The sequence below is a fragment of the Rugosibacter aromaticivorans genome (assembly GCF_000934545.1).
GTDB lineage: Bacteria > Pseudomonadota > Gammaproteobacteria > Burkholderiales > Rhodocyclaceae > Rugosibacter > Rugosibacter aromaticivorans.
Map to the genome: position 1 here is coordinate 323,937 of NZ_CP010554.1, position 25,623 is coordinate 349,559.

Annotated in this window: 31 protein-coding genes and 1 tRNA gene; 15 read left to right on the top strand and 17 right to left on the bottom strand. The window is 54.9% G+C overall.

Going from position 1 to position 25,623, the window contains the following annotated elements; genetic code table 11:
* Window positions 1-7: 7 nt before the first annotated feature.
* The 4 genes from PG1C_RS01700 to PG1C_RS01715 are packed head-to-tail and all read left to right on the top strand — an operon-like array spanning window position 8 to window position 2,634.
* On the top strand, window positions 8-1,318 hold the full coding sequence (locus tag PG1C_RS01700; protein WP_237218247.1) for a M16 family metallopeptidase: 1,311 nt from the start codon (window positions 8-10) through the stop codon (window positions 1,316-1,318).
* 15 nt (window positions 1,319-1,333) lie between these two features.
* Window positions 1,334-1,867 (top strand): 16S rRNA (guanine(966)-N(2))-methyltransferase RsmD, encoded by a 534-nt coding sequence (rsmD, locus tag PG1C_RS01705; protein WP_202635723.1) that lies wholly within the window; start codon window positions 1,334-1,336, stop codon window positions 1,865-1,867.
* Window positions 1,864-2,373: a pantetheine-phosphate adenylyltransferase gene (coaD, locus tag PG1C_RS01710; protein ID WP_202635724.1), complete on the top strand. Its 510-nt coding sequence runs from the start codon at window positions 1,864-1,866 to the stop codon at window positions 2,371-2,373. The genes rsmD and coaD overlap by 4 nt, the downstream gene beginning before the upstream one ends.
* A gap of 12 nt (window positions 2,374-2,385) precedes the next feature.
* Entirely contained in the window at window positions 2,386-2,634 is a 249-nt protein-coding gene (locus PG1C_RS01715) for a YfhL family 4Fe-4S dicluster ferredoxin (RefSeq protein WP_202635725.1), read from the top strand.
* A 7-nt stretch (window positions 2,635-2,641) separates the two neighbouring features.
* On the opposite strand, the gene mutM is transcribed toward PG1C_RS01715, so the two are convergent.
* Window positions 2,642-3,466, bottom strand: coding sequence for a bifunctional DNA-formamidopyrimidine glycosylase/DNA-(apurinic or apyrimidinic site) lyase (mutM, locus tag PG1C_RS01720; RefSeq protein ID WP_202635726.1), 825 nt, complete (start codon window positions 3,464-3,466; stop codon window positions 2,642-2,644).
* A gap of 68 nt (window positions 3,467-3,534) precedes the next feature.
* On the opposite strand from mutM, the gene PG1C_RS01725 reads away from it, so the two are divergent.
* The 9 genes from PG1C_RS01725 (at window position 3,535) to PG1C_RS01765 (ending at window position 10,872) form a co-directional block, all read left to right on the top strand.
* The gene (locus PG1C_RS01725) at window positions 3,535-5,301 is read left to right on the top strand and encodes a tetratricopeptide repeat protein (protein WP_202635727.1); all 1,767 of its coding nucleotides are present in this window, start codon (window positions 3,535-3,537) and stop codon (window positions 5,299-5,301) included.
* On the top strand, window positions 5,301-5,894 hold the full coding sequence (locus tag PG1C_RS01730; protein ID WP_202635728.1) for an outer membrane lipoprotein LolB: 594 nt from the start codon (window positions 5,301-5,303) through the stop codon (window positions 5,892-5,894). Before PG1C_RS01725 ends, PG1C_RS01730 begins: the two co-directional genes overlap by 1 nt.
* Window positions 5,884-6,741 (top strand): 4-(cytidine 5'-diphospho)-2-C-methyl-D-erythritol kinase, encoded by an 858-nt coding sequence (gene ispE, locus PG1C_RS01735; protein WP_237218248.1) that lies wholly within the window; start codon window positions 5,884-5,886, stop codon window positions 6,739-6,741. Before PG1C_RS01730 ends, ispE begins: the two co-directional genes overlap by 11 nt.
* 101 nt (window positions 6,742-6,842) lie before the next feature.
* A tRNA-Gln gene (locus PG1C_RS01740) sits at window positions 6,843-6,916 on the top strand.
* Between the two features lie 54 nt (window positions 6,917-6,970).
* Window positions 6,971-7,921, top strand: coding sequence for a ribose-phosphate pyrophosphokinase (locus PG1C_RS01745; protein WP_202635729.1), 951 nt, complete (start codon window positions 6,971-6,973; stop codon window positions 7,919-7,921).
* Window positions 7,922-7,995: 74 nt separating this feature from the next.
* On the top strand, window positions 7,996-8,652 hold the full coding sequence (locus PG1C_RS01750) for a 50S ribosomal protein L25/general stress protein Ctc (RefSeq protein ID WP_202635730.1): 657 nt from the start codon (window positions 7,996-7,998) through the stop codon (window positions 8,650-8,652).
* A gap of 30 nt (window positions 8,653-8,682) precedes the next feature.
* Entirely contained in the window at window positions 8,683-9,294 is a 612-nt protein-coding gene (gene pth, locus PG1C_RS01755) for an aminoacyl-tRNA hydrolase (RefSeq protein ID WP_202635731.1), read from the top strand.
* Window positions 9,291-10,382, top strand: a complete 1,092-nt coding sequence (gene ychF, locus PG1C_RS01760; RefSeq protein WP_202635732.1) for a redox-regulated ATPase YchF — start codon at window positions 9,291-9,293, stop codon at window positions 10,380-10,382. The genes pth and ychF overlap by 4 nt, the downstream gene beginning before the upstream one ends.
* 100 nt (window positions 10,383-10,482) lie before the next feature.
* Window positions 10,483-10,872: a hypothetical protein gene (locus PG1C_RS01765; protein ID WP_202635733.1), complete on the top strand. Its 390-nt coding sequence runs from the start codon at window positions 10,483-10,485 to the stop codon at window positions 10,870-10,872.
* 26 nt (window positions 10,873-10,898) lie between these two features.
* Here the strand turns inward: PG1C_RS01765 and PG1C_RS01770 are convergent, their stop codons facing one another.
* Genes PG1C_RS01770 through pilM form a run of 7 tightly spaced genes read right to left on the bottom strand, consistent with a single transcriptional unit; the run spans window position 10,899 to window position 17,315 of the window.
* Window positions 10,899-12,041 (bottom strand): tetratricopeptide repeat protein, encoded by a 1,143-nt coding sequence (locus tag PG1C_RS01770; RefSeq protein WP_202635734.1) that lies wholly within the window; start codon window positions 12,039-12,041, stop codon window positions 10,899-10,901.
* A gap of 7 nt (window positions 12,042-12,048) precedes the next feature.
* A complete protein-coding gene (locus PG1C_RS01775; protein ID WP_202635735.1) occupies window positions 12,049-12,891 on the bottom strand; it encodes an ExeA family protein in 843 nt (280 codons plus the stop codon).
* 12 nt (window positions 12,892-12,903) lie between these two features.
* Window positions 12,904-14,658, bottom strand: coding sequence for a pilus (MSHA type) biogenesis protein MshL (locus PG1C_RS01780; protein ID WP_237218249.1), 1,755 nt, complete (start codon window positions 14,656-14,658; stop codon window positions 12,904-12,906).
* Window positions 14,655-15,029 carry a hypothetical protein gene (locus tag PG1C_RS01785; protein WP_202635736.1) on the bottom strand — a complete coding sequence of 125 codons (375 nt, stop codon included), beginning with the start codon at window positions 15,027-15,029 and terminating at the stop codon, window positions 14,655-14,657. The genes PG1C_RS01780 and PG1C_RS01785 overlap by 4 nt, the downstream gene beginning before the upstream one ends.
* Window positions 15,030-15,037: 8 nt before the next feature.
* Window positions 15,038-15,745 (bottom strand): hypothetical protein, encoded by a 708-nt coding sequence (locus PG1C_RS01790; RefSeq protein ID WP_202635737.1) that lies wholly within the window; start codon window positions 15,743-15,745, stop codon window positions 15,038-15,040.
* Window positions 15,742-16,464 (bottom strand): PilN domain-containing protein, encoded by a 723-nt coding sequence (locus PG1C_RS01795; RefSeq protein ID WP_202635738.1) that lies wholly within the window; start codon window positions 16,462-16,464, stop codon window positions 15,742-15,744. Before PG1C_RS01795 ends, PG1C_RS01790 begins: the two co-directional genes overlap by 4 nt.
* The gene (gene pilM / locus PG1C_RS01800; RefSeq protein WP_202635739.1) at window positions 16,461-17,315 is read right to left on the bottom strand and encodes a type IV pilus biogenesis protein PilM; all 855 of its coding nucleotides are present in this window, start codon (window positions 17,313-17,315) and stop codon (window positions 16,461-16,463) included. Before pilM ends, PG1C_RS01795 begins: the two co-directional genes overlap by 4 nt.
* On the opposite strand from pilM, the gene PG1C_RS01805 reads away from it, so the two are divergent.
* Window positions 17,310-17,627 carry a hypothetical protein gene (locus PG1C_RS01805; RefSeq protein ID WP_202635740.1) on the top strand — a complete coding sequence of 106 codons (318 nt, stop codon included), beginning with the start codon at window positions 17,310-17,312 and terminating at the stop codon, window positions 17,625-17,627. The genes pilM and PG1C_RS01805 overlap by 6 nt on opposite strands.
* A gap of 22 nt (window positions 17,628-17,649) precedes the next feature.
* Here the strand turns inward: PG1C_RS01805 and PG1C_RS14775 are convergent, their stop codons facing one another.
* The 4 genes from PG1C_RS14775 to PG1C_RS01825 all read right to left on the bottom strand — a co-directional run bounded on the left by PG1C_RS14775 (window position 17,650) and on the right by PG1C_RS01825 (window position 21,958).
* Complete coding sequence (locus PG1C_RS14775; protein ID WP_202635741.1) at window positions 17,650-18,222, bottom strand: type II secretion system protein; 573 nt, start codon at window positions 18,220-18,222, stop codon at window positions 17,650-17,652.
* 193 nt (window positions 18,223-18,415) lie between these two features.
* Window positions 18,416-18,991, bottom strand: coding sequence for a hypothetical protein (locus PG1C_RS01815; protein ID WP_202635742.1), 576 nt, complete (start codon window positions 18,989-18,991; stop codon window positions 18,416-18,418).
* Window positions 18,992-18,995: 4 nt separating this feature from the next.
* Complete coding sequence (locus PG1C_RS01820) at window positions 18,996-20,243, bottom strand: type II secretion system F family protein (protein ID WP_202635743.1); 1,248 nt, start codon at window positions 20,241-20,243, stop codon at window positions 18,996-18,998.
* A gap of 8 nt (window positions 20,244-20,251) precedes the next feature.
* Window positions 20,252-21,958, bottom strand: coding sequence for a GspE/PulE family protein (locus tag PG1C_RS01825; RefSeq protein ID WP_202635744.1), 1,707 nt, complete (start codon window positions 21,956-21,958; stop codon window positions 20,252-20,254).
* 102 nt (window positions 21,959-22,060) lie between these two features.
* Here PG1C_RS01825 and PG1C_RS01830 point away from each other — a divergent pair, with 102 nt between their 5' ends.
* A complete protein-coding gene (locus PG1C_RS01830; protein WP_202636877.1) occupies window positions 22,061-22,558 on the top strand; it encodes a tRNA (cytidine(34)-2'-O)-methyltransferase in 498 nt (165 codons plus the stop codon).
* 54 nt (window positions 22,559-22,612) lie between these two features.
* Here PG1C_RS01830 and PG1C_RS01835 read toward each other — a convergent pair whose 3' ends face one another.
* From PG1C_RS01835 to PG1C_RS01855, 5 genes are all read right to left on the bottom strand, one after another.
* Window positions 22,613-23,638 (bottom strand): NAD(P)H-dependent glycerol-3-phosphate dehydrogenase, encoded by a 1,026-nt coding sequence (locus PG1C_RS01835; protein ID WP_202635745.1) that lies wholly within the window; start codon window positions 23,636-23,638, stop codon window positions 22,613-22,615.
* Window positions 23,639-23,700: 62 nt separating this feature from the next.
* Window positions 23,701-24,258 carry an SH3 domain-containing protein gene (locus tag PG1C_RS01840; RefSeq protein ID WP_202635746.1) on the bottom strand — a complete coding sequence of 186 codons (558 nt, stop codon included), beginning with the start codon at window positions 24,256-24,258 and terminating at the stop codon, window positions 23,701-23,703.
* Between the two features lie 6 nt (window positions 24,259-24,264).
* Entirely contained in the window at window positions 24,265-24,726 is a 462-nt protein-coding gene (secB, locus tag PG1C_RS01845; RefSeq protein ID WP_202635747.1) for a protein-export chaperone SecB, read from the bottom strand.
* Between the two features lie 34 nt (window positions 24,727-24,760).
* Complete coding sequence (gene grxC / locus PG1C_RS01850) at window positions 24,761-25,018, bottom strand: glutaredoxin 3 (RefSeq protein WP_237218250.1); 258 nt, start codon at window positions 25,016-25,018, stop codon at window positions 24,761-24,763.
* 31 nt (window positions 25,019-25,049) lie between these two features.
* Window positions 25,050-25,457: a rhodanese-like domain-containing protein gene (locus tag PG1C_RS01855; protein ID WP_202635748.1), complete on the bottom strand. Its 408-nt coding sequence runs from the start codon at window positions 25,455-25,457 to the stop codon at window positions 25,050-25,052.
* Between the last annotated feature and the right edge of the window lie 166 nt (window positions 25,458-25,623).

A 25,623-nucleotide genomic window follows, 5' to 3' on the forward strand; every position in this document is an offset into this window, starting at 1 on the left:
AAAGTTTATGACAATGAAAAAGCATCCCGTAAAAACCATTTTTTCTTTTCTTGTTCTCGTGTGTTTTTCTGCGTTGGCAACAGCGGGCGTAAAAATAGAACACTGGACTACCGCTACCGGCGCGCGTGTATATTTCGTTGAGACTCGTGGCTTGCCCATGCTCGATGTGCAACTCGATTTTGCCGCAGGCAATGCGTATGCCCCGCCTGGCAAAGCCGGACTGCCGGGTCTCACGCGCGGCTTGCTGGAAGCGGGGGCGGGCGACCTGGATGAAGAAAAATTGGCTGAGCGCATGACAGATACGGGTGCTCAATTAGGTGGCGGGGTCGATAACGACCGTGCCAGCATGACGTTACGCACGCTCTCCGCAAAACCGGAGCGTGATGCCGCGTTATCGCTCATGCGCACCGTTCTGTCAGCGCCGACTTTTCCGCAAGCCGTGCTGACGCGTGAAAAAGAACGCAGCATCGCCGCTATCCGTGAAGCGGACACGCAGCCGAATGCGATAGCCGCCAAGCGATTTGCTGCAGCGATTTATCCTGATCATCCCTACGGCGTTAGCGCAACAGCCGAGAGTGTTGCTGCCATCACGCGGCAAGACGTGGTGGACTTTTATCAGCAACACTACGCGGCTAAAAATGTGGCGATCTCTCTCATTGGCGATATTTCGCGCAGCGAAGCTGAAGCCATCGCTAATCAGTTATCACAAGTCTTGCCGGCTGGCGGCACGCTCGCCACCTTGCCGTCCGTCGCGCTGCCGGAAAGTCAGATGATTAAAGTGGCGCATCCTGCCGCACAAAGCCATGTGCATATCGGGTTGCCGGCTGTCCGGTGTGGCGATGCGGATTATTTTTCCCTGCTGGTGGGCAATTACAGTTTGGGAGGTGGTGGTTTTGCCTCACGGTTGATGCAAGAAGTGCGCGAAAAGCGAGGCTACGCCTATAGCGTGAGTTCTTATTTTTACCCGCAACTGTTAGCCGGCCCCTTTGACATTAACCTGCAAACCAAGCGCTCGCAAGTCAATGACGCGCTCAAAGTGGTTAATGACGTGTTAATCACTTTTATGGCGCAAGGCCCGACTGCGAAAGAGTTGGTGGCGGCGAAAAAAAATCTTGTCGATGGGTTGGCGCTACGTTTAGATAGCAACGCCAAGTTGCTGGGCTATTTATCCACCATCGGTTTTTACGGCCTGCCGCTCACGTATCTGGACGACTTTCCGGCACGGGTCAATGCGGTGACGATCGCTCAGGTGCGCGATGCTTTTGCCCGCCATGTCCCGCGCGAACACTTGGTAACCGTTGTCGTAGCAGCTGATTGACTCCACCTGCAACACATGAGCCAAATTCGCATCACCGGCGGCGAGTGGCGTAGTCGGCGACTCCAGGTGACCGATGCACCGGGTCTGCGGCCAACACCTGATCGCGTGCGTGAAACGCTGTTTAACTGGCTAGGGCACGACTTGAGCGGCCTGTCTTGCCTGGATCTTTTTGCCGGTAGTGGCGTGCTGGGTATAGAGGCGGCCTCGCGCGGCGCGTCGTATGTAGCTTGCGTGGAACAATCGAGGCACGTTTTCCATACGCTTAAAAAAAACTTAGATAACTTTGCTGGTGCACGTATCCAACTGTTTTTGTGCGATGCGCTAGAATTCATCCCCCCAACCGGCAAGCGTTTTGATCTGCTGTTTCTCGATCCGCCGTATGGTCAGGGCTGGCCGGCGCGCATCGCGCCCCGGCTGGATGAACTGGCAACCCCCGCTGCGCATCTATATGTTGAAGCGGAAGCGCCGCTCACACAACTTGGCCGATGGTCAGTTAGGAAAGCGGGGCAGGCTGGCCAGGTTTATTTTCATCTGCTGGAGGCGACATGAGCACAAGCATCGCTGTTTATCCAGGCACGTTTGACCCCTTTACGCGGGGCCATGAAGATTTAGTACGGCGTGCCGCGCGTCTGTTTGGCCGGGTGATCATCGGCGTTGCAGAAAGCCACAAAAAACATCCGCTGTTTTCACTGGCAGATCGGGTGGATATGGCACGCGAGATTCTGCGTGAAGTGCCGAACGTTGAAGTTCATGGCTTTGATTGCCTGCTCATGAATTTTGTCTATGAGCATCATGCAACCATTGTCGTGCGCGGTTTGCGCGCGGTTTCTGATTTTGATTATGAGTTTCAAATGGCTGGCATGAACCGCAACCTGTATCCGGATGTGGAAACTGTTTTTCTCACACCAGCAGAGCAGTACATGTTCATTTCTGCCACCATGGTGCGCGAAATCGCCCTGCTCGGTGGTGATGTGTCAAAGTTTGTTCAGCCGCAGGTGCTAGCGCATTTAGCCCAAAAGACGGCTGTGCAAAAAATTAAATTTATGACCGGGTAACCAAGGAAAACCATGTCTTTACTGATTACGGATGAATGCATTAACTGCGACGTATGTGAGCCAGAATGCCCCAATAACGCCATTTCGCAGGGCGAAGAAATTTATGTCATCGATCCGGGGAAATGCACCGAATGCGTCGGCCACTTTGATACCCCGCAGTGTCGCGAAGTATGCCCGGTGGATTGCATTCCGAATGACAAGGATAATGTGGAGTCAAAAGATGCCCTGATGGCGAAGTTCATGCGCCTGACGGCAAAATAAAAAACAGTTACCGCTGGCAATGTGCGCAGTAAAACGTCGTGCGTTGCGCCTGTTTTATTTCACGGATCGGTTGGCCGCAGAGATGGCAGGGTTCGCCCGTGCGGCCATAAGCGAAGTACTGCTGCTGAAAGTAGCCCGAGCTGCCATCCGAATGAATGAAATCGCGCAGGCTGCTTCCCCCGGCTTCAATGGCTGCGTTCAGCGTGGTTTTGATTGCCGGCACCAGTCGTTGCAGACGTGCTAGCGAGATTTTCCCGGCCGCCGTGCGGGGGTGGATGCCTGCGCGAAAGAGGCTCTCAGTCGCGTAAATATTACCGATGCCAACCATGCGATGGCTATCCATCAGCACCGGTTTAATGGCTGATTTAAGGCCCGTGAGTTCATTCTTTAACCAGTTGGCGTCAAATGCCTCATCGAGCGGTTCGATGCCGAGTCTTGCCAGCAAGGGGTGAGTGAGCACGTCGTTGATTACATCGCCTTCCAGCCAAAGGATGGCGCCAAAGCGCCGCGGGTCGCGCAAGCGCAGCGTGGTTTGATCAAAGACCAGATCAACATGATCATGTTTTTGCGCCGGCGTATTGGTCGACAACAGTCGCAGGCTGCCCGACATACCCAGGTGGATCAACAAGTGGCCCGTGCCAAAATTCAGCAACAGATATTTTGCGCGCCGGGTCAGATCGATTAGCCGCTGGCCAACAAAGGCTGCACGATGCGCATGGGGCAAGGGGTAGCGCAGCGCAGGGGCGCGAAAGTCGGCGCTGGTGAGACGGCGGCCAACCAGCGCTGGCGCGATGCCACGGCGGGTTACTTCAACTTCAGGCAGTTCAGGCATACGGAAAGTCATACGAAGCTGATAACATCACCGCATTGTATGCGACTGTTTTACTTGGTACCTTGCTCATGAATTCTATTGATCACCCCATTGATTACCCAATGGTTTCCGGTGTCTTGCGGCACGCTCTGCGGCCGATGGTGCTTGCCTTGTTTTTTTACGGCAGTTTTGCGCTGGCGCAAAGCGCGCCAGCATCGCCAGTGGATCAAGCCTCTGAGACGGCAACTGCTGCTAAAGAGGATGAGCGCTTGCCAAAAATTGACTTAACGGAAAAAATTCTCTACGAGTTTTTGCTGGCTGAAATCGCCGGTCAGCGCGGCCAGAGGGCGATCGCTTCCGAGGTGTACTTTGATCTGGCGAAAAATACGCGCGATCCGCGTATTGTGCGTCGTGCTGCGGAAGTGGCGCTATATGCCCGGCAGTACGCCACAGCGCTGGAAGCTGCACGCATGTGGGTGGTGATTGATCCGCAAGCCAAAGAAGCTCAGCAGATGTTGGCAACCCTGCTTCTGGCCAGTGGCCGGGTAGACGAGCTGGCCGCTAATCTGGCGCGCGAGCTTGGAAACGCTGGCCCGCGAACAGGCGAGTTGCTTCTTCAGCAACAACGCTTTTTAGCAAGCTACCCTGATAAGGTGGCAGTCAGACGTTTGTTCGACCAACTCACAACGCCCTATGCCTCACTGCCCGAGGCGCACCTGGTGCGCGCTCAAACAGCCCTGGCGGCCAATGACAAAACCGGTGCCATGAGTGAAGTGGATCAGGCGCTGGCGCTGCGCGCCACGTGGGAACCCGCCGCTTTGTTGAAAGCCAGCTTGCTTGCGCCGGGCGCACCGCAACTTGATTTTCTGAAGCGATTCCTCGCCGCCAACCCGGCAGCCCATGATGTGCGCCTGGGGTATGCCCGCATCCTGGTGGCAGAAAAACGCTATGACGACGCCCGGAAAGAATTCGAGACACTGCTCAAGCTGAACCCGGAAAATCCGGATGTGTTGTTTGCCGTTGGCATATTGTCGTTGCAGTTAAATGACGTCGCTACAGCCGAAAAAAATCTCAAGCATTTCATGACGCTGGGGCGGGGCGAGCAAGATGCGGCCCGCTTTTATCTCGGCCAGATCGCAGAGCAAGCGGGGCGACGCGATGAAGCGCTCGATTGGTATCGTGCTGTCGCTGCAGGCGAGCAGAAAGTGCCGGCACATGTGCGTGCCGCGCAACTGCTGGTACAACAAAATAAGCTTGACGAAGCACGCGAGCAGATTGCTATCGCACGTGCCGGTGCGCCCACCGACAGCCGTCTGGTCATTGCTGAGGCGCAATTGTTACGCCAGGGCGGGCGCTATGCCGAGGTGTATGCCCTGCTCAAAACCGCACTGGAAGGACAACCGGATGACCCCGATCTACTCTACGAAACGGCGCTAGCGGCAGAAAAACTGAATGACGTGGCGACGATGGAGCGGCATTTACGGCGTCTGATGCAAATCAAACCAGATGACGCATTGGCGTATAACGCGCTGGGCTATTCGTTGGCAGACCGCAAGATGCGCCTCACCGAAGCCATGCAGCTGATCGATAAGGCGCTAGCACTGTCGCCGGACGATCCGTTCATTCTGGATAGCAAAGGCTGGGCGTTGTTTCGGCAGGGCCAGGCTACTGAGGCATTGGTGCCCTTGCAGAAAGCCTATGCGCGTACGCTGGATGCTGAAATTGCCGCGCATGCAGGCGAGGTGCTGTGGTCACTCGGACGTCACGATGAGGCGCTGAAACTCTGGCGTGATGCGGCGCAGGCACACCCGAAAAATGAGGCGCTGGCAACAACGATCAAGCGCTTCGTTCCTTGATGCGGCAGATTTTTCTTGCTGCATGGCTATGGGTCGTGCGAGGTAAATCTTTAGTTGCTGCCTGCCTTGTGCTCGCCGTGGCGGCTTGCGCGCAGTTTCAGGCAGCTCCTGGCGTGGGGTTGTCTACAAACGTGCCCGCGCTGCTGTTAGGCCCGCCGCTCGACACGTTTGTTGCGGAAGGGCGTCTTGCTTTGCGTCAAGGCGAACGCCAGGATCACGTGCGTTTTCGTTGGCAACACGCGGCAGCAGAAGATGTCGTGCTCTTCCTCTCGCCGCTTGGGCAAGGTGTCGCTGAAATTCGGCGAGATGCGGCGATCGCGCGGCTGACGCAACCGAATCAGCCGACGGTAGAAGCGAGTAGCCTGCCCGAACTCGCCCTGCGTGTTTTTGGCACAGCGCTGCCGTTGGATAGCCTGGCCGACTGGCTGCGTGGCGCGCGGCCTGAATTGCAAGGCGAGGTCGATGGCTGGCAGGTCATGGTGACCGATACCACGCCGTATCACCAGCACCGACTTTTACGGACATTGATCGTCAAGCGGGATAATGTGACATTGAAACTCATCGTTGATTCTTGGGATACCAATGATGAATGACTGGTCGAGTGAATGGTTTGCGCCGGCCAAAATCAACCTGTTTTTGCACGTTATCGGCCGGCGTGCCGATGGTTACCATTTGTTGCAAACCGTGTTTCGTTTTTTGGATGTTGGGGACCGCATACGGTGCGAGCCTCGCCAAGATGGCCGCATTGTGCTGGCAACGCCGCTGCCTGGCGTGACGGATGAAAACCATTTGGCTGTGCGCGCAGCACAGGCTTTGCGTGCAGCAGCATCCATGACAGCTTCTGCAGCGGCGGCGTTGGGCGTCACCTTGCACGTCGATAAGCGTCTGCCACTAGGCGGCGGGCTGGGTGGTGGTAGTTCGGACGCGGCAACGACGCTGATTGCGCTGAATCATTTATGGCGCACGAGTCTTGATCGCCCGCAGTTGAAACGCATAGCCCTCACGCTGGGTGCCGATGTACCGATTTTTATTCATGGACATACGGCATTTGCCGAAGGCGTGGGCGATCTCTTCACCGATGTGATGCCCCCGCCCGCGTGGTATCTGGTGCTGGTGCCCCCTGTTGCCGTGCCCACAGCACAGATTTTTGCGGCGTCAGATCTGCGCCATGACACCCCGGCGATGGCGGCTAGTGCCTGGCATTCAGGCACGGGCCGCAATGATTTAGAAGCGGTTGCGGCTGCGCTTTATCCGGAGGTGGCGCGGCATCTGGACTGGCTGCGCGCATGGGGTGACGCGCGCATGAGCGGATCGGGCGGGTGTTGTTTTGTTGCCTTTGATACTGCGGCCGCTGCTTATGCGGCGCATGCCGCCTTGCCGCCATCAATGCAGGGTTTCGTCGCGAGCGGGATCGATCAACATCCGCTGGCTTTGATTTGACAGATTGCACAAAAACCACGACAATGCGCGTCCTTTCGGCACACGCCTGCATACTGTTTTGGCCTATCGGCCTTGTGAACAGGCGAGTGATCCGCTAATTTTGGGGAGTCGCCAAGTTGGTTAAGGCACTGGATTTTGATTCCAGCATGCGAAGGTTCGAATCCTTCCTCCCCAGCCCCGACCCACGACTGGCAGGCGCTTTCCTGCCGCAGCGCTTGAGCAGATGGATATGTCCTACGACAGCCTGATGGTTTTTACCGGCAATGCCAACCCCAAGTTGGCGGCCGATGTGGTCAGACGCCTGCATATTTCGCTAGGCCGCGCCAATGTGGGGCGCTTTTCCGACGGCGAAGTGAATGTCGAAATTCTCGAGCATGTGCGGGGTCAGGATGTGTTCATCCTGCAGTCGACCTGTCAGCCGACCAATGACAACCTGATGGAATTGATGGTCATGGTCGACGCGTTAAAACGCGCTTCAGCTGGCCGTATCACTGCGGCGATCCCCTATTTCGGCTACGCCCGCCAAGATCGCCGGACGCGCTCGGCGCGCGTTGCCATCACCGCCAAAGTAGTCGCCAACATGTTGCAGGCCGTGGGCGTACAGCGCTTGTTAACCGTCGATTTGCATGCGGATCAGATTCAGGGCTTTTTCGATATTCCGGTGGATAACATTTACGCCGCGCCTATTTTGTTGGGCGACATCTGGAAGCAGCAGCATGACAATCTGCTCGTGGTGTCCCCTGATGTGGGCGGGGTGGTGCGTGCCCGCGCATTGGCAAAACGCCTGGATTCGGATTTAGCCATCATCGACAAACGGCGGCCAAAAGCCAATGTGTCAGAAGTGATGAACATCATCGGCGATGTGGCAGGCCGCACCTGCGTCATTATGGACGACATGGTGGATACCGCCGGAACGCTTTGCAAGGCGTCGCAGGCATTAAAAGAGCAAGGCGCTTTGAGAGTGCTCGCTTACTGCACCCATGCGGTGTTGTCTGGTAGCGCGGTGGCGCGCATTACTGAATCCGAGATCGATGAACTGGTTGTGACAGACACGATACCCTTGTCGCCCGAAGCGGCTGCCTGCCCGCGCATTCGCCAGATTTCGATTGCCGAGCTGATGGCCGAGACCATGTTGCGCATCAGCAATGAAGCATCGGTCTCATCCTTGTTCATGGACTAGTTTCTTAACCCCTCGCCTGGTCGCGGGCGGGGATATTGTCGTGCAGTACCACTTATGAAGTAAGGGAGTAAATCATGCAGCTTGAATTTAACGCAAACAAACGTGATGGCCAGGGCACCGGAGCGAGCCGCCGCCTGCGTCGCACAGGCCGGGTCCCCGCCATTATTTATGGCAGCACAGAAAAGCCACAATCCATTGATATCGATCACAACGAGCTGTTTCAGCTGTTGCGCAAAGAGACGTTTTATTCCTCCGTGTTGACCGCGAACATTGATGGTGCCAAAGAAACCTGTCTGCTGCGCGACGTACAACGTCACCCCTATCGCCAGGTCATTTTGCATGCTGACTTTCAGCGCGTTGATGCCACCCATAAGCTGCACCAGAAGGTGCCGCTGCACTTTATCAATGCGGATATTGCCCCGGGCGTCAAGCTTGGCGGTGGCATCGTACAACACGTGCTGACGGATATCGAAGTGCGCTGCCTGCCCAAGGATTTACCTGCATTTATTGAGGTTGACCTGAAGGATCTGGTCGCCGGTCATTCCCTGCACGTGTCTCAACTGAGCTTGCCCACGGGCGTTGAGGTGATGTTGCATAAGGGTGAAGATCCCGTTGTCGCGACCATTCTCACCGTGCGTGGCAAGGATGAGGATGAAGCCCCGGCGGCCGATTCAGCTGCAACGGCTGTGACAGCTGCTGCGCCTGCACCTGCACCTGCTGCCAAGAAGTAATGTGACAACGCATCTGGCACGGCACCACTGATGCCTTCCCAGGTGCGTTCGCAGTTACGTCTGATAGTCGGCCTCGGTAATCCCGGAGCCGACTATGCCAAAACCCGGCATAACGCCGGGTTTTGGTTTTGTGAGCACTTATCCCGCGAGTTGGGTGCGCCACTGAAGCATGAAGCGCGCTTTCACGGTTTGGTCGGGGCTTGGCGCGCCACCGGTGTTCACTTGTTGCTACCGCAAACATTCATGAATCGTTCCGGACAATCGGTGCGAGCACTGATGCAGTTTTATCGTATTGAACCAGCAGAAATGCTCGTGGTGCATGATGAGCTTGATGTACCCCCCGGGCAAATGCGGCTGAAGTTCGGTGGCGGTTCGGGTGGGCATAACGGCTTGAAAGACATCACTGCTCAGTTGGGCACACAAGATTACTGGCGGCTACGAATCGGCATTGGCCATCCCGGCGACAAGAACGAAGTCGTTAACTATGTGTTGAAGCCCCCGCGCAAAGAAGAGCAAACAGAGATTGAATCCGCGCTACAGACCGCACTATCGGCCTGGCCGCTGCTCGCGAAGGGGGAGTTTGAAGCCGCCACGCAGCGCATTAACTCTAAACCTGTCGCAACGAAAAAAGGAAACTCATGAGCCTCAAATGTGGCATCGTCGGCTTACCCAATGTGGGTAAATCCACCTTGTTCAATGCCTTGACCAAGTCGGGCATTGCAGCAGAGAACTACCCCTTTTGCACCATCGAGCCGAATGTCGGCATTGTCGAAGTGCCAGACCCGCGTCTGGCGGCCTTGTCAGCCATCGTCAAGCCGCAGAAAATACAGCCGGCGATTGTCGAATTTGTCGATATTGCCGGGTTGGTCGCCGGTGCCAGTAAAGGCGAAGGTCTGGGCAATCAGTTTCTTGCCAACATCCGCGAGACGGATGCCATCGTGCATGTCGTGCGCTGTTTTTCCGATGACAACGTGGTACACGTCGCCGGCAAGGTAGATCCCTTGTCCGATATTGAAGTGATTGATACCGAGCTGGCCCTGGCTGATATGAGCGTGGTCGACAAAGCGCTGGCACGCAACAAGAAGCTGGCCAATTCGGGCGACAAGGATGGCAAGTTGTTGTGCGCCGTGCTGGAAAAATGCCTGGCTCAGCTCGACAAGGCCCTGGCTGTGCGCGCCCTTGATCTGTCGACAGAAGAACATGCGTTGCTCAAGCCCTTCTGTCTGATCACCGCCAAGCCGGTGCTGTATGTGGCCAATGTCAAGGAAGGTGGCTTTGACAACAATCCATATCTCGATGTCGTGCGCGCGCATGCTGCAACCGAGAAAGCTGAAGTGGTCGCCATCTGCGCTGCCATCGAAGCCGAAATCGCCGAGCTGGAAGATGATGAAAAGCAGATGTTCCTCGCCGACCTCGGCCTGGATGAACCCGGCTTGAACCGGCTGATCCGTGCGGCCTACAATCTCCTTGGTCTGCAAACCTATTTCACCGCGGGCGTCAAAGAAGTCCGTGCGTGGACCATCCATGCCGGTGACACCGCACCGCAGGCCGCCGGCGTGATCCATACCGATTTTGAAAAAGGCTTCATCCGTGCGCAGACCATTGGCTTTGATGATTTCATCACCTACAAGGGCGAAGCCGGTGCCAAAGAGGCAGGCAAGATGCGCGCCGAAGGCAAGGAGTATGTGGTCAAGGACGGCGACGTCATGAATTTTTTGTTTAACGTGTAAGTCGGCGCTGGTGATACGGTGTTCCGGTTGCCATCAAAAGCTTGTGGGCATGGCCGTTTTATAATCGACCGCTGAATCTTTGCCATAAAAACCAAACTCTATGCCTCAGGATCCTGTCGATAAAAATCTGTTGCGCATGGAGGCGCGTCGGTTTGCTTCCCGTTGTGAAGGGCAGATTGCCAGCATTGAGCGAGCCGATAGTTTGCGTGAGGTTGTGCGGCTGGCGGGCGTAATCCATTTGTCTTATCCGTTGAGTGAAGAGCCTGCGGCGCGCGATGCGTTGCACCATCTCACTCTCCGCAGTGAAGATCGGGCGCGAGAATTGATCCGGTTGCAGTTGCAGAATTACTCTCGGGTAGAACCCTATTTACGTGATAAATGGCGGCGCAACATGCTCGACTCGTGGAGTAATCTCACCGGTTCGTTGGCGCATTTACGCGCATGGGCGCAGACGCGACTGGCTTTGGTTGAGCAGCAATTGCCGGATTAATTTCGGCTAGCTGTTAGCCAGTGAGCTTAGCGTAGTTTTTGTTCAACATGCGCTGCGAGTTCGGGCGGTAACCCGGGCAGGCTGCGTGCTTTCAGGTAGGCATCATGCGCGGCAGCGCTTTGTCCATCGGCTTCCAGTGCAATGCCTAGTCCAGCCCACCAGCGTGCTTCGCCGGGGGCCAGTCGGGTCGCTGCCTGATATCTTTCGGCGGCTTCATGGGGGCGTCCGGCGCGGTTGAGCAGCACTGCGAGAAATCCCTGGTACTCGGCGCTTTTTTCACCGCTCGCCGCTTGTTGCTGCATCAAATCCAGGGCGGTGGTGGTCTGATTACGTTCTACGAGCAAGCGCGCCAGCGTGAGTGTCGAGGCCAGGCGCGTAGCGGGCAGATCAACCCCTTCACGCAGCACTTTTTCAGCGGCGTCCCAGCGCTGGGTATCGATGAGTAAGCTGGCTAAAACCTGACGTGATGCGGCGTGCTCAGGCGCAAGAGCCAATGCCGCTTGATATTGCGCTATGGCATCCTCCAGCCGACCAGCGCGTTGCGCCTCTCGCCCCGATTGATAGATGGTTTCCGCCCGCTCCGGCGGACTGGGCAGATGCTCCCGTTTTTCAATACGCGGCATGTCGGTGGCTTTGGGATTGCCGGTGCTATGTATGGGTGGCAAGAGCAGGCTGGTTGCTGGCGCTGTGGATGCTTTAACTCCTTCATCAGCAGGTGCGGCCCGGGCTGCTTTTTGTGGACTAGAGCTTGTTAGAGGGGATTTAGTGGTGGTTGCAGTGGGTTTTTGTGTAGGCTCGACCCTGCTTGTGGCAGGTTGAACGAAGGTGACAGGTTGGTCACCTTTGGTCGAGGCTGCTTCTGCTAAAACAGTTGCAGTGGGTGGTTGAGGTGCCGGGAATTTACTTGTAACAGCAGTGATCGGTACTGGTACGGCCTCGTTGTGTGGCGCTGGATTCGCTACAGATGTAGGAGGGTTTTTTCGCCATTGCCATGCAGCCAGAATCGCACCTGTTATTAAAACCAGCAGAATAGCCATACGCTTGGGCCAGGGCGAAGCTATTTCACGGCGAGCGGCGAGCGGTGTCACTGCAGAAGGCAAGGCGCCACGTTCCGCTTCGCTGGCGCGACGTGCATCCAGGTCGCGCAACATTTTATTTACCAGGCTCATAGCAACCTCACCAGTTTTTCCACCATGAAATTCGTCGTGCTCCTTCCGTATCGCGTCCTGCTTGTACAACATGAGTCCTGACGACGGTCGGCTTGCCTTCACCAAAGGCAAGCAAAAGCGCTTTATGTGCCAAGATATTAACTAACCGTGGTGTACCGAAGGATAAGTGCCACAATAATGCGGCTGTATTCCCTGTGAATAGGTCATTGCCTCGATATCCCGCAACGCGCAGGCGATGGCTCAGGTAGTGAGCCACTTCTTCGCGGCGTAAACCCGGCATGCGATAGTGCAGCACAATGCGTTGCCGCAACTGACGGACTGCCGGGTTGGCTAGTTTTTCGTCGAGCTCGGGTTGGCCAAACATAATGACTTGAACCAGTTTTTGTTTTTCCGTTTCCAGATTCGACAGTAAGCGCAGAGTCTCCAGGCTTTCCAGCGGCATGCACTGTGCCTCGTCAAGCACAACTAGCACTTTTTTCCCGTTGGCCGCTTGCTCAAGCAAGTACCGATTGATGATTTTGATCAGCTGAAAGCTGGGATCATTTAGTGCATCTGCCAGCGTAAGGCCCAACTCCTCGGCAATTGCACCCAGCAATTCCCGTGGAGCGAGCATTGGGTTGGGCAAATAAGCAACGACATGATCTTCACCCAGTGTTGATAATAACCGGCGGCACAACAGCGTCTTTCCTGTGCCGACTTCCCCCGTGATCTTGATAAATCCTTCGCCCGATGAGAGGCCGATGAGCAGCGTGTTCAGTGCTTCCTGATGGGCATCGTTGGAATAAATAAAGCTGGTATCGGGCGTGATGCCGAAGGGAAGCTCAGAGAGGCCGAAGTGGTTGAGATACATGGCTCCTGCCAGTTAATGTTTTGATTCCGCTGCCGGCTGATAGGATTTCAGCCGCTCTTGCACGGCGTTGATATCTTGCGCCCAGGCTTGATCATTGCGGATAATTGTTGTTTTAATCAAGATTACCAGCTCGCGTTTTGTGAGCCCGCTGCTACGTTGCCCTAGCAAGTTAGCCGCAACGCCGGTAGCACCCGGTAGCTGGGAACGGTCAGACGATTGTTCCTGACGCATCAATCCCCCAATGGCGACAATATTACCATCTTGCACGCGGACAATGCTGTCTGTTTCATTGATATTACTGGTCGCCAAAGGCAAGCTGAACGAACCCAGGGTGCCTAGACTAACCGTTTTGTTTTTTTCGCTGACCACACTGACCATTGGGTGTACATGCAGGATGATATTGCCTTCATCGTCAATCTGTGGCGTGACATCCAATGAAATACCCGAGAAGTAAGGTTCCAGGGTCAAACTCGGGGTAACCACGGTGCCCGTCGTTGTGGTTGTTGTCGATGTGGTCAGGTTGGTAATAAAGAGTTCATCAGTGCCCACTTTAAGCACTGCTTTTTGATTGTTGACGGTTGCAATGCGCGGGCTGGAAAGTACGGTGACACTGCCTTGCGTCTCTAAAAAATTAAGCAGTGCCGCAAAGTTTGCGGATTGAAAGGCGAGTCCTAGAAAGCCTTGCCCAAGCGCTGTTGCGGCAATAAGCCCGCCCGCTCCCGGAAGCACTGTGCCGTTCCCGGAGAATAGTTCATCGACGCGGTTTGTCGCGGTTACCGCATCAGAAGGAATCCCGGTAATTGCCTCACCAGGTTGCGTGCGCAAAATCGTACCGGGTTGTACAACGCCTGCGGACACACGCCGGTTTTTGCCGTTGAATGTTGACCAGTTAATACCGGATTGATAACCCTCTGACAGGGCGACATCAACAATTTTGGCTTCAATCATGACTTGTCGATCAGCGATCAACTGTGTTGCCCTGAGATACTTGTCCACATTCGCCAGCTCACCGGGCATGGCGCGCACCACCACCACGCCAGAGGCTGGATTGATGACGACGCTTCGTCCATCGGTTGTACCGAGAATTGCTGTTAACGCAGTTTTCAGGTCACCCCAAAAATCGCTATCGGTTGTCATGCTTACCCGGCTGGCATCATTGCTGCGTGAACCGCTGGAGACCGCGCCACCGCCTGCGGTTGCTTGCGTAGCCTGAGTGGCAGATCCCCTTGCGCCACCTCCGCCTCCGGTGGTTATTGAATTGGCCGTGACGCGCAAGTCACTCGAGCCTTGACGACGACTTGCCAGATAGTTGATCTGGAAGACACGCGTTTGCATCGTATTTGATTCAATGAAAATGCGTTTCCCCTGAATGCGGTATTCATAGCCGAATAGTTCACGTATCGTATCTAACGACTCTAGTACCGTGACGTTTTTGAGGTTGATTGTGATATTGCCGCTGACATCCGGCGGTAACAGCATGCTGTAGGGCGTGCCCGAAACCAGTGCCATAAATACCTGAGGAGCAGGAGCATCGACAACAGAAAGATCAAACCGTGATTCACTGGGCGGGGCTATAGCTGGCCGCGCAAGGCTCGGCATGAGCGCCGTATCAGGCGCTGCCGGACGAGCTTTGCGGTCTGTGGTTGACTGCAGCAGCACATCGTTGATCTGGTTGAGCACCTCATTATTTTTGCGCTGTGTGGTTGAACAGGCCATCAGTGCAGGAAGTATGCAGAGTGCGGCAAGCCAGCGGATAAGGTTCGTCATTTTTTAGAGGTTCCCGTCGGAGGTTGCTTCACGTGAGGGGTGGTGGCACGCGGTTTGGCCACTGGATTTTTTTGGATGGAGGGGGTCAGCCGTAAAATTTCCTGGCCGTTATCGCCCTGCAATACGACTTCATTTTCGGCAATTTTAACGACGCGCTTTTCACCCACTTTGCTGCCTAGACGCACTGTCTGCCCGGCAATCAGTGCCGTCGATCGACCTTTGCCTGGCCGCACAATAATGGCTTGCAGGCCCAGACTGTTACCTGTGTTCGAAGATGAGCCGTCAGCCATCGACGCATCTGCCGGACGGGTGGGATCAGCCACTTGGGCTGCCGCTGTTAGCGAGAATAGAGCAAGCAAAAATATTGTCACGCGGCGCATCACATGACCAACCAATCTTTATCCAAACTCAAAGTGTAGACGCGTAGCACCATTTCATTTCGCGGATAGCGTGTGGATATGAGCTCAAGCCGGTTCCACATTAAGCGTTGCGGCATGGTTTCCAGGCTGGTTAAATAATTCAGCAAGTCAAGGTAACTGCCTGCCAGGCGGAGCTCGATGCCGTGTTGCCAAATGCCATCAGCGGGCGATGTGGTTGTGGCCTCCGCGCTACTGGCGGCAGCCTGATGACTCGCGCCGGGTGCATTCTTGGTGGGATTTCCCACAGGCTCAGGTGGCAGAGTTTTTAATTCAAGGAGCTCAATGCCGCGATTACGTGCGAGCAGGTCTTCCAGAAAACTGCGCATGCGTGAAGGCGACACCATGCCTTGCTCAAAGCGTGTTAGCCGTGTATTGATGGCATTCATGGCGTCTTTGAGCTGAGCCAGGCGTCGCCGATTCGCCGTATCTGGGTCGGCGACAGCCTGCACAGCAATAAGCTGTGCTTTTTGCTGCAACAGTTCGGTACGTGCGGCAGTTGTTTCAGCTTGTGCTGCGCGTATTTTCTGCCAGGCGGCATCGATGCCGAAATTAAATAGCAAGAAACCGCCACCAAAAAGCAGGGCGATCGCGAGAATCGCCCGTTCCCGGCGCGGGCGTGCCAAGAATTGTGCACACCAGCCTTGCCAGCGCATGCGGAGTGCGTTCATCTGGCTCCCTGCGATACGGATGTTGGCGTGAGCACGAAATGAATCGGTCGCCGGGGTGTACTGAAACCCTTGGGTTGAATGGCTGGCTCACTAAAAGTCGGCGCTGGTGAGACGGCGGCTGAGGTGGTTTGGGATGCACCGGTTGCGGTGTTACCCGAGGCGGCATCGACGTTGGCGTCACGCTGTAGGCTGAGTGCTGAAAATTGTCGACCCTGAAAGACTTTTTCGCTGCCTAAACGGCGGATGTACTCCGGCACGATTTTTTCGTCGAACGTGCTACCGTGAATTTCCATATCGCTGCCGCCGGTGCCCAATGTAAAACCGGTGAGCCATAAACCGGGGGGCACCTGGTGGGCAAACCCGAGCAGATAAGCAGAAAATCCCCCGCTGTTGCCTACGGCGCCGCTTTCCAGCAAGCGGGCAATTTCTTCGCGCCGGGCGATTGTCGCTTGCGCGTGATTAACTTCAGCCAATAGCTGCGGGTTGGCCGGCCGACTGGCCAATTGGTTGGCTTCATCGAGTTGCATTTTGACGGTTTCCAGCTCCCTGCTTACAGCGACAACTTCGCTTTGCTGCCGCGACAAATCACGTTGAGCGATGAAGGCTAGTACCCCTAGAACGCCAAACAGTACGACTGCCGCCAGGGCCAAGTTGTCCAGATTCAGCCAGTCGCGAACTTTCAAAAACCGCGCGTGGTAAAGATTGATTTGCGCGCTCAAGACGCAGGTTCCTCACGCAGGGCGGCACCCAAGGCGCGCAGGCATTGGAATTGGCGCTGCGGATCAAGCAGCGCCGGTACGGCACTGAGATCGATGATATCGGCCAGATTTAAAACGGTAACGGTGAGCGACAGGTTGTTGCGCAAGTAATCCATATATCCGGTAACTCCGGGAATAGCACCTACGACAAGACCAGAGAGCGGTACCATGCTATAGCTACGGTCAAAATTATCCAGTGAGCGTTGTATATCCAGCGCGATGCGCTCAAAGAGCTGTTCTCGCCGCTCTGGGCTAGCCGATAGCAATTGTTCTGCCGAAATTTCAATATGCCGCGCTACGAGTAGCTCCCCACCAAAGGTAAAGGTCAGCAGCCCTTCGGATTCATCAAAAATGAGCATGGCCAAGCCACGGTCTTCTTCTTCGAGCAAAGCCGATATGTTGCGTTGAGCGAGCTCTGGTACGTCAATCGCGGTGAGCTCGAGTTTGGCCGATTGGAAGGATTGTATGAGCGGTGCCATCACCGTTTCAGCTGCCAGCAGTGCATAGACTTGCGGTGAGCGGCCGAGCGGAGGAATCGGCAAAAGATCAATTGCGGCAGTATCTACGGGGAAGCCCACCTGGTCTTTGAGTTTCCAGCGAACGATTTCACGTGCTTCGTCAAGCGGTCCGTCGACGGCATCAGTCAAAACCACTTGATACTGGCCAGCGGGAAGCAATGCCATGAGATGATGGTGATGCAGCCGTAAAGGCTTTTTGAGGGCAGTCAAGGTCGTGGCATCATCCGCGCCGCGTTCGATGGATTCAGCTAGCAGCACTTGGGGCAGGTGGCCTGTCGTGCGAAGAATATGCACGAAATCAAACCGGCGTGGACTTTGCCCGATAGCGAGCCAGCCAGGTTCGTGTGGTGTTTTGAGAAATGGAAACATAAGGCGAAAAAGCTAATTCCCGCCACTATACTGAGTTACGCGCTGATTCAACGGGTAAAATCAGCCCTAAAGCTTGCCCAATTGGGCAGATTAGAAACATTACAGCGGACTGAAAACGAATATAAAAAAGTCGGCGTTGGTGATACGGTAAAACAGGGCGATGGCAAAGCAGGTATTCAGCAAAAAACTAAAAAAACAGGGCCAGACAGAATGTGCCTGGCCCTGCTTCTAACGTGACAATAGCGTATTAACGCATGGGTTAGCAACCCGTTGTGTTCCCGTTTGCCGAGGGCGGTGTTGTCGCACCAATGATAGCAGCGCCACCCGCGACAGTCGGCGAGGTGTATGTAAAGAAACATGTTGCCGGGTTGGTGCCACCGTTCACGCGGATAGTGAGCACTGCCCCTGCGCCGGCTCCACCACCCGTGGTTGATATTTGCTCTGCAGTGAGTGCGGCGGCGGTGGCTGGGAATGTGGAGCTTAAACCTGCCGAATCAACGATACCTGCCAAGTTGGCGGTAGGGTAAAGATTCAGAATTTGCACACGCCCTGATTCGGTACACAAGTTTGTCGTGTTATTTGCAATAGCCGGACCAAATCCGAGTGCGACCGGACAAGCGACTGTATCGGCCACACCGCCACGTGCCAAGGCGGTGCCATGCACCAAGGCCGCTGCGGCAGCAACCGCACCGCGTGCTGCATTGAGCTTGGCAATCCGCGCATCGCGTTGCAGGTTGGTGAAGCGCGGCAAAGCCACGGCGGCCAGAATGCCCAGGATAGTGATGACCACCACCAATTCGATTAAGGTAAAGCCGGTTTGATTTTTACGCATGAACTACTCCTCGGTTTCAAGTGCAACAGTTTATCGGTTGATCACAAATGTCGGCTACGACAACATCACAGAAGATAGAACAAAACAACTGCATTTCGTCTGGTGATAATGGCAAGAAAAACCTTTTTCCTCAGCCTTCCTGCAAAATTAAGCAAATAGCATGCCACAAATTGTATGCATGAAGTCCATCATGTCAAGGTGTCTGCCATTGAAATGCACGGACGGGCTTCAGATGTGCGTGCCCATTGCCTGTCAACACCACGCGCAGGCGAACTTCCAGCATTTTTTTTGGCTCGTTTGCACTTGCTTTGGCAAGCCCATTGCGGCCTAAAGGGCTTAGCTGAATGCGATCAGCAACTTTGGGCAGATAAACAACTTCTGTGCGGCGGCTATCCCAATACCATGCGCCAGGTCTTGGCGCAGCTTGCGCGGGGTAAGCGCCCGCATAGCCAAGCGGCTTGGGAGACAGCCACTGAAAGGGGTTTTCACGTTGCAGCATGGTGTTATCAGGGGATTCGCCCCGGGTTCCGCGGCTCATGAGCTCGTAGCTGAGCGCGCGCTCCAAAGCAGCGCAGTTGTCTTCAAACCCTCGTCGTTCGGTTTCTGCCTGGGCAAATAGCAATCCCTGAAAAAGAAAATAGGCCGCAACGCTGATAATCACCAAAACCACAGAAAATTCGAGCGAGGTGAGGCCGCATATTCTTGCTGGCTTGACCAGATGTGCCCGTATGCGTTGATATCTGGACAGGTTGCGCATTTTGTCTAGCACTTGATTAGTGCTTGATCATGGTGCTGCCCAAATCCCAAATGGGCAGGAAGATACCCAGGGCGAGCACCAGCACCATCGCGCCGAGCGCGACGATCAGAATTGGTTCGATTTGCTGAGAAAGCGTTTTGAGTTCGTACTCCACTTCGCTTTGATACATGTCGGCGACTTCCTGCATCATGTCGTCCAGCGCGCCGGATTCTTCACCAACGGCAATCATCTGGATCACCACGGGAGTAAACACCCCCGCTGCAATCGTGGTGCGCAGCACACTTTCGCCACGTTCAATGCCTTCACGCATTTTTTCGATTTTGGCGGCAATAAAGGCGTTATCGACTGTTTCTGCCACATTGCTCAGTGCCTGAATGATGGGTACTCCGCTGCGTGACGACAAGGCAAAGGCGTGGGCGAAATGGGCGAGCGTGCCTTTTTGGATAATCTTTCCCGCAACCGGGATTTTCATCTTGAGGCGATCCCAGTCGTAGCGACCTTGGTCAGTTTTACGCCAGGCATTAAAAGCGAGCACTGCCAGGGCGACCCCGGCGATCAAAAAGGGCCAGGAATTCACCATGAATTCAGAAAAACCGATCAACACGCGCGTCATCAGCGGTAATTCGGCGTTCAAGCCTTTGAAGGTTTTGGCAAATGCCGGAATAACAAAAATATTGATGACCAGCATGGCCACCGCCATCGCAGCGAGCACGAACGAGGGATAACGCAGGGCAGACTTCACCTGCTCTTTCATAAAGCGCTCAAAATCAAGATGTTCAAACAGGCGGATGAATACCTCTTCCAGTCGCCCGGTCATCTCGCCTACGCGCACCATGGATATATAAAATCGCGAAAACACCTCCGGATGCCGTGCCAGCGAGAGCGATAGATCACGTCCAGAGTCCAGGCCTTCACGCACATCACCGAGTACGATTTTCATGGCCGGGTTGTTGTTCGATTCCTGTAATCCAGCCAAGGCCCGCATGATTGGCACTCCTGCACGCAGCAGGGTGTGTAGCTGGCGTGAAAAGAGCAGCACGTCAATGGAGTTGACTTTTTCTTTGAAGAACTGAAAACTCGGCGTTGTGGACGCACTGTCTTGCTTGCTTGTAGCGGACAAGTTCGTGCCCTGTGGTTTGATCTCGATCGGTGTGATGCGCATGCCCAGCAAGCTGTCGGCAACCGCATTGGCGGCTGCGCCTTCCATCACGCCTTGGACTATATCCCCTGCGCCATTGCGGCCGCGCCAGCTGAAATCAGGCATGGAGTCTCCTATTCGTCGAGTTGCGTACTAATCCGCATGGCTTCACCCACCGTGGTTTTGCCATCCAGCACCAGGCGCACCGCATCATGGCGCAAGGTTTTTCCCGCCATTTGCTGGCGGCCTAAGGCCATGAATTCGTTGGGGTCTCCACGGTTGACTGCTTCTACCATCGTGTTGGTCATTTCCAGCATTTCGTATACCGCCTGACGACCTTGATAACCGGTGTTGGCGCAATGACTGCATCCTTGACCATGGACATAGCGGTGGTCATCCACGTGATCCTCCAACTCGCTTGTGAGCCATAAATGCTCATGCGGTAACAAGGTATAAGGTACGGTACAGTTCGTACAGACCAGTCGCACCAGACGTTGCGCGAGCACGATTTGCACGGAGAGAGCCACCATATAACGCGGCACACCCATGTCCAGCAGGCGGATAGGCGTCGATAAGGCATCATTGGTATGCAAAGTCGAGAGCACCAAATGGCCGGTCATGGAAGCGCGCATGCCGATTTCCGCCGTATCCTGATCGCGCATTTCGCCGATCAATACAATGTCCGGATCTTGGCGCAAGGCCGAGCGCAATACGCGGCTAAAGGTCAGGTCGATTTTTTCATGTACCTGCACCTGGTTGATGCCTGGCAACCGGTATTCAATCGGGTCTTCCACCGTGATGATTTTCTTTTCCGGTGTGTTCAGGGCATTGAGCGCGGCATACAGCGTGGTGGTTTTGCCTGAACCAGTCGGGCCGGTGACCAGCACAATGCCGGAAGGTCGGTTGATCGCATGGCGGAAACGTTCGAGAATATACGGTGGCATATGCAAACGATCTAAATGCAACAAACCTGTGTTCTGCGCGAGCAAACGCATCACAACCGATTCGCCATGCTGGGTCGGCATGGTCGAAATGCGGATATCAATCGCTTCATTGCGCAGCTTGATATTGAACCGGCCATCTTGCGGCAAGCGTTTTTCAGAAATATCCAGCCCGGACATCAGTTTGAGGCGCAGAACGAGTGCGGTAGAAATTTTTGCATCGGCTTCTGTCTGAATGCGCAATACACCATCAATGCGAAAACGAATGATGAGCGAAGATTCTTGTGGTTCGATATGAATGTCGGAGGCGCGCAGTTTCAGCGCTTCTTCAAACACGGTATTGAGTAGCTTGACGACAGGTGCATCTTCAGCGCCTGCGGTGAGACCGAGCAGGTTGCCAAACTCGGCCGGCATATCGGATAAGTCCGCCGTGAGTTCTTTGGCCAGGCCAGAAATTTCTTCGGTGCGGGTATAGACACGATCAATGGTGCCCATCAACTGGCTTTCCGTGACGACTGCCAGGTCAATGTCTCGCTTGAGTAGTCGTGCCAAATCATCAAAAGCAGCCAAATCGGTTGGGTCAGCCATGCCAACCAGCAACATGCCGGCACGTTCGCTCAACACCAGCGCACGCAGGCGTCGCGCTTGGCTTTCCGGTAACAGGTTGATGTGTTCCGGTTTAGGATTGAATTGGCGTAGATCAATGAAGTCTGCACCCAATTGACGCGCCAGGGCAGTGGAAATACCTTCTTCTGTGACGTAGTTGCTCTCTACCAAAACACGCCCTAATTTGCGTCCGGTACGTTTTTGTTCATCGAGCGCGTGCTTTAATTGTTCGGCGGTGATAAGACCCTGCTGTACAAGCAGATCACCCAACCGAATCTTTTCTGGGCGGGCCATTAAATGGTCTCCAAAGGGCTTATTTTGCGATATTACACGAAGTTTTTTCGTCAATCATCTGATTAATTTAGGAAAATACTGTATTTTTTGGAGAGTATGCCATTGTTCCATGTGATTCTAGTAGCCCCTGAAATACCGCCCAACACGGGCAATGTGATCCGCCTGTGCGCCAATGCCGGGGCACGTCTGCATCTGGTGGAGCCGCTCGGCTTTGATCTTTCTGCTGCGCAGTTGCGACGTGCTGGAATGGATTATGTCGATCTGGCGATGGTTACCGTGCATGCCGATTGGGCAGCTTGCCGCGCGATGCTCAAGGCTGAAGGTGCGGGACGGCTATTTGCTTTGACCATCAAGGGGACGCGTCCCTATGCCCGTAGTGGAGTCAGCAACGCCACCAGCCCCGACTTTTCACCGGACGATGCATTTGTTTTTGGTTCAGAGTCGAGTGGATTACCTGCCAATGTGCTGGCCGATATTGCCCCGGAGAACCGCCTGCGGCTGCCGATGATGCCCAGCAACCGCTGTTTGAATTTATCGAATACCGTGGCGATTGTGGTTTATGAGGCGTGGCGCCAAAACGGGTTTGCGGGTGGGGCTTAGGTCGCGCGCGTGGGTGAAGTATTGAGGCAACAATGAAGCGCTGGCTGTCATGCGTTATTCGGTGCGCGCATCACGCGCCATGAGCTGATGCACGGTCTCGCGCGGGGTAGTGCGGCCATCAAGTAGCCCCGCCACCGCAGCGGTGATGGGCATGTCGATGCCCATGGCTGCGGCACGTTGCGCCACTTCACGCGCAGTAAAAACACCTTCGGCCACGTGGCCCAGGGTGTGCTGTATGGCAGTAAGATTTTGACCTTCGGCGAGCAATAAACCTACGCGCCGATTGCGTGATAAATCGCCCGTACAGGTAAGAATCAGATCACCCAGGCCGGTGAGTCCCGTGAAGGTTTCGCGACGAGCACCGAGCGCCATACCAAAACGAGTGATCTCCACCAGGCCACGCGTTAGCAGCGCGGCGCGCGCATTGTGCCCCAAGCCCAGGCCATCGCTCACGCCGGCGGCAATGGCCATGACATTTTTAACTGCCCCGCCCACTTCAGCGCCGATGAGGTCGTCATTGGCATAAATGCGCAGATTGCCGCCATGCAGCGCATGCGCGATGTCGGTGGCAAAAGTTATATCAGTGGTGGCCAGGGTCAGCGCTGTGGGTAAACCTTGGGCAACTTCAAAGGCAAAACTGGGCCCCGTGAGCGCGCCCCAGGATGGGGTTGCTGTTGCGTCGGCTGCATGGTCCAAGACGTCCGTTACCACTTGATGTGGCAGCTTGCCCGTCATGGCTTCCAGCCCTTTGCAAACCCACAAAAAACGTCGTGGGGCAGGTGTTGCTGAAGTGCTCAGTTGGCTCAGCTGCCTTAGCTGTTCAAGCAACGGCCGCAAACCAGCGAGTGGCGCAGCAAGAATAAGTAAGTCGGCAGAGGTAACTGCGGTGGTGAAATCACTCGTCACTTGCAACGCTTCGGGAAACGGACAATCGGCTAAATAAAGCGGGTTTTCACGACGGGTGTTCATCACCGTGACTTGTGCCTTGTCGCGCGCCCATAGGCAAACGTGATGACGCGGAGCGAGGGCAATGGCTAACGCTGTACCCCACGCGCCGGCACCTAAAATGGCTATTTGCATGCTGTGCGCCCTGGCACTTTGCTTGATGGAGCACTCGCGATGCTTAGTGCGCAAGCGACCAATTACAAGCCCCACACCTGCGCTGACTTGATAAAGCCCTGTTGACCATCACGGTGCTTTACCTTGGCCCATCCGCCAGGCAAAGCTTCGAGCAGCGTGAGTACTACATCGCGCTCGGCTTCAAATACGAGTGCGGCTTTATCGTCAGCTGCGGCACGGATTTGCGCGCGGTCGGCAACTACTATGACTTGGCGGGTTTCGCTGAGGTATTTTTTTTCAATCCAGGCGAGATCGCCTTTATTGTCACGAATTTTGATCCAGCCTTCCAGGCTGACGATGCTCTCTACGGGGGTGCCGGGGTTAATGACAAACAAGGGCTTGGCTTTGGTTGAAGGCGCGTCAAATAGCACGGCTGGCACCGCGACAGAAAGAAAATCCAGCGCTAAAACCGGGGGGGCTCGGAGGAAACAGAAAAGCGCACAGAAAATCACTACCGCCGCGCGCAACACGCACCGTTGTGTGTAGAAGGCCTGGCAAAAGCGGCGTTCTCCAGGAGGACTTTCCAGAGACGGCTCTGGATTCCCTGCGGTCAGCTTCAAAGCTTTACAGCGTGTCACCATCGCCGACTATTGCAGGGAGGTGGGCGCGGCATTAGTTGCTGCGGCTTGTTCGGTAGCGCGCTGCTGATACAGCGCCTCGAAATTTACCGGGGCAAGAATGACGGGCGGAAAGCCTGCGCGATTGACAGCATCCGAAATAGTTTCGCGCACATAGGGGAACAATATATTGGGGCAGCCGACGGCTAACACAGGTTCCATCTCCTGCTCTGGCACATTTTTGATTTGAAAAATGCCGGCTTGGGCAGCTTCAACCAAAAAGAAAACTTTTTCTTCTTTTTTGGCTGTCACTGTCACTGTTACCACGACTTCAAATACACCTTCGCTGACATCGGTAGCAGTAGTTTGAATCTGCACGGAAATCGCTGGTGCTTCCCGTTCAAGATAAATCTGTGGTGCATGAGGCACCTCAACAGAAAAGTCACGGACGTAAATTTTTTCGATGCTAAAAACGGCTTGTTGATCGCTCATGGTGGGTCGGTGGAGATTTAAAAAAAGAGGAAACTTAAGAAGCCAGCAATGCGTCAAGGCCGCCTTGCTGATCAAGGGCAAACAGGTCATCAAACCCGCCTATATGCGTGGTGCCAATATAAATTTGCGGCACGCTGCGGCGTCCGGTTTTTCGCATCATTTCTTCGCGCAGCGAAGGGTCAAGGTCAACCCGCACTTTCTCGATATCCTGAACACCTTTACGCAACAACAGTTGCTCGGCGCGGACGCAGTATGGACACACTGCGGTTGAGTACATCACTACTTTAGCCATGACATGCTTATCCCGTAAAGTGGCTACAAATTTATTTGGTGGTGACAGGAAGTTTTGCTTCCCGCCAGCTGGTCATGCCACCAGCCAGGTTGAACACTTTTTCAAAACCCGCTTTGCGCAAGGTGCTACAGGCTGCCGAAGAACGGGCGCCAGAGGCACAACAAATGATCAGCGGGCGGTTCTTGAACTTTTCCAGCTCAGCCATTTTTTGTTGCAATAGCGGCATGGCAATATGGCGGGCGCCAGCAATATGCCCGGTGTTCCATTCGCCGCTTTCGCGGACATCAATCACCACCGCGTTTTCGCGATTCATCATCCGTGTGGCCTGGCTTGGCGTGAGCGCCTGGCTACCACCGCCTTTTAGCAGGGGCCACAACAGCATGCTGCCAGAGATGATAGCGAGGGTGACCCACATCCAGTTTTGTTGCACAAATTCCATGAGCGATCTACTTCCTTATTGTCTGTGTAATGCGTGTCAATGTGTGGCAATGCGTCATTCAACGCAAAATGGCTTAAACCAATACACGGTACATTGTAACCTGCCCGAGGTAATCGCTTCTGTCTTTGGCACTGCACCGTACGCTAAAATGGCACCTTTAATTGAT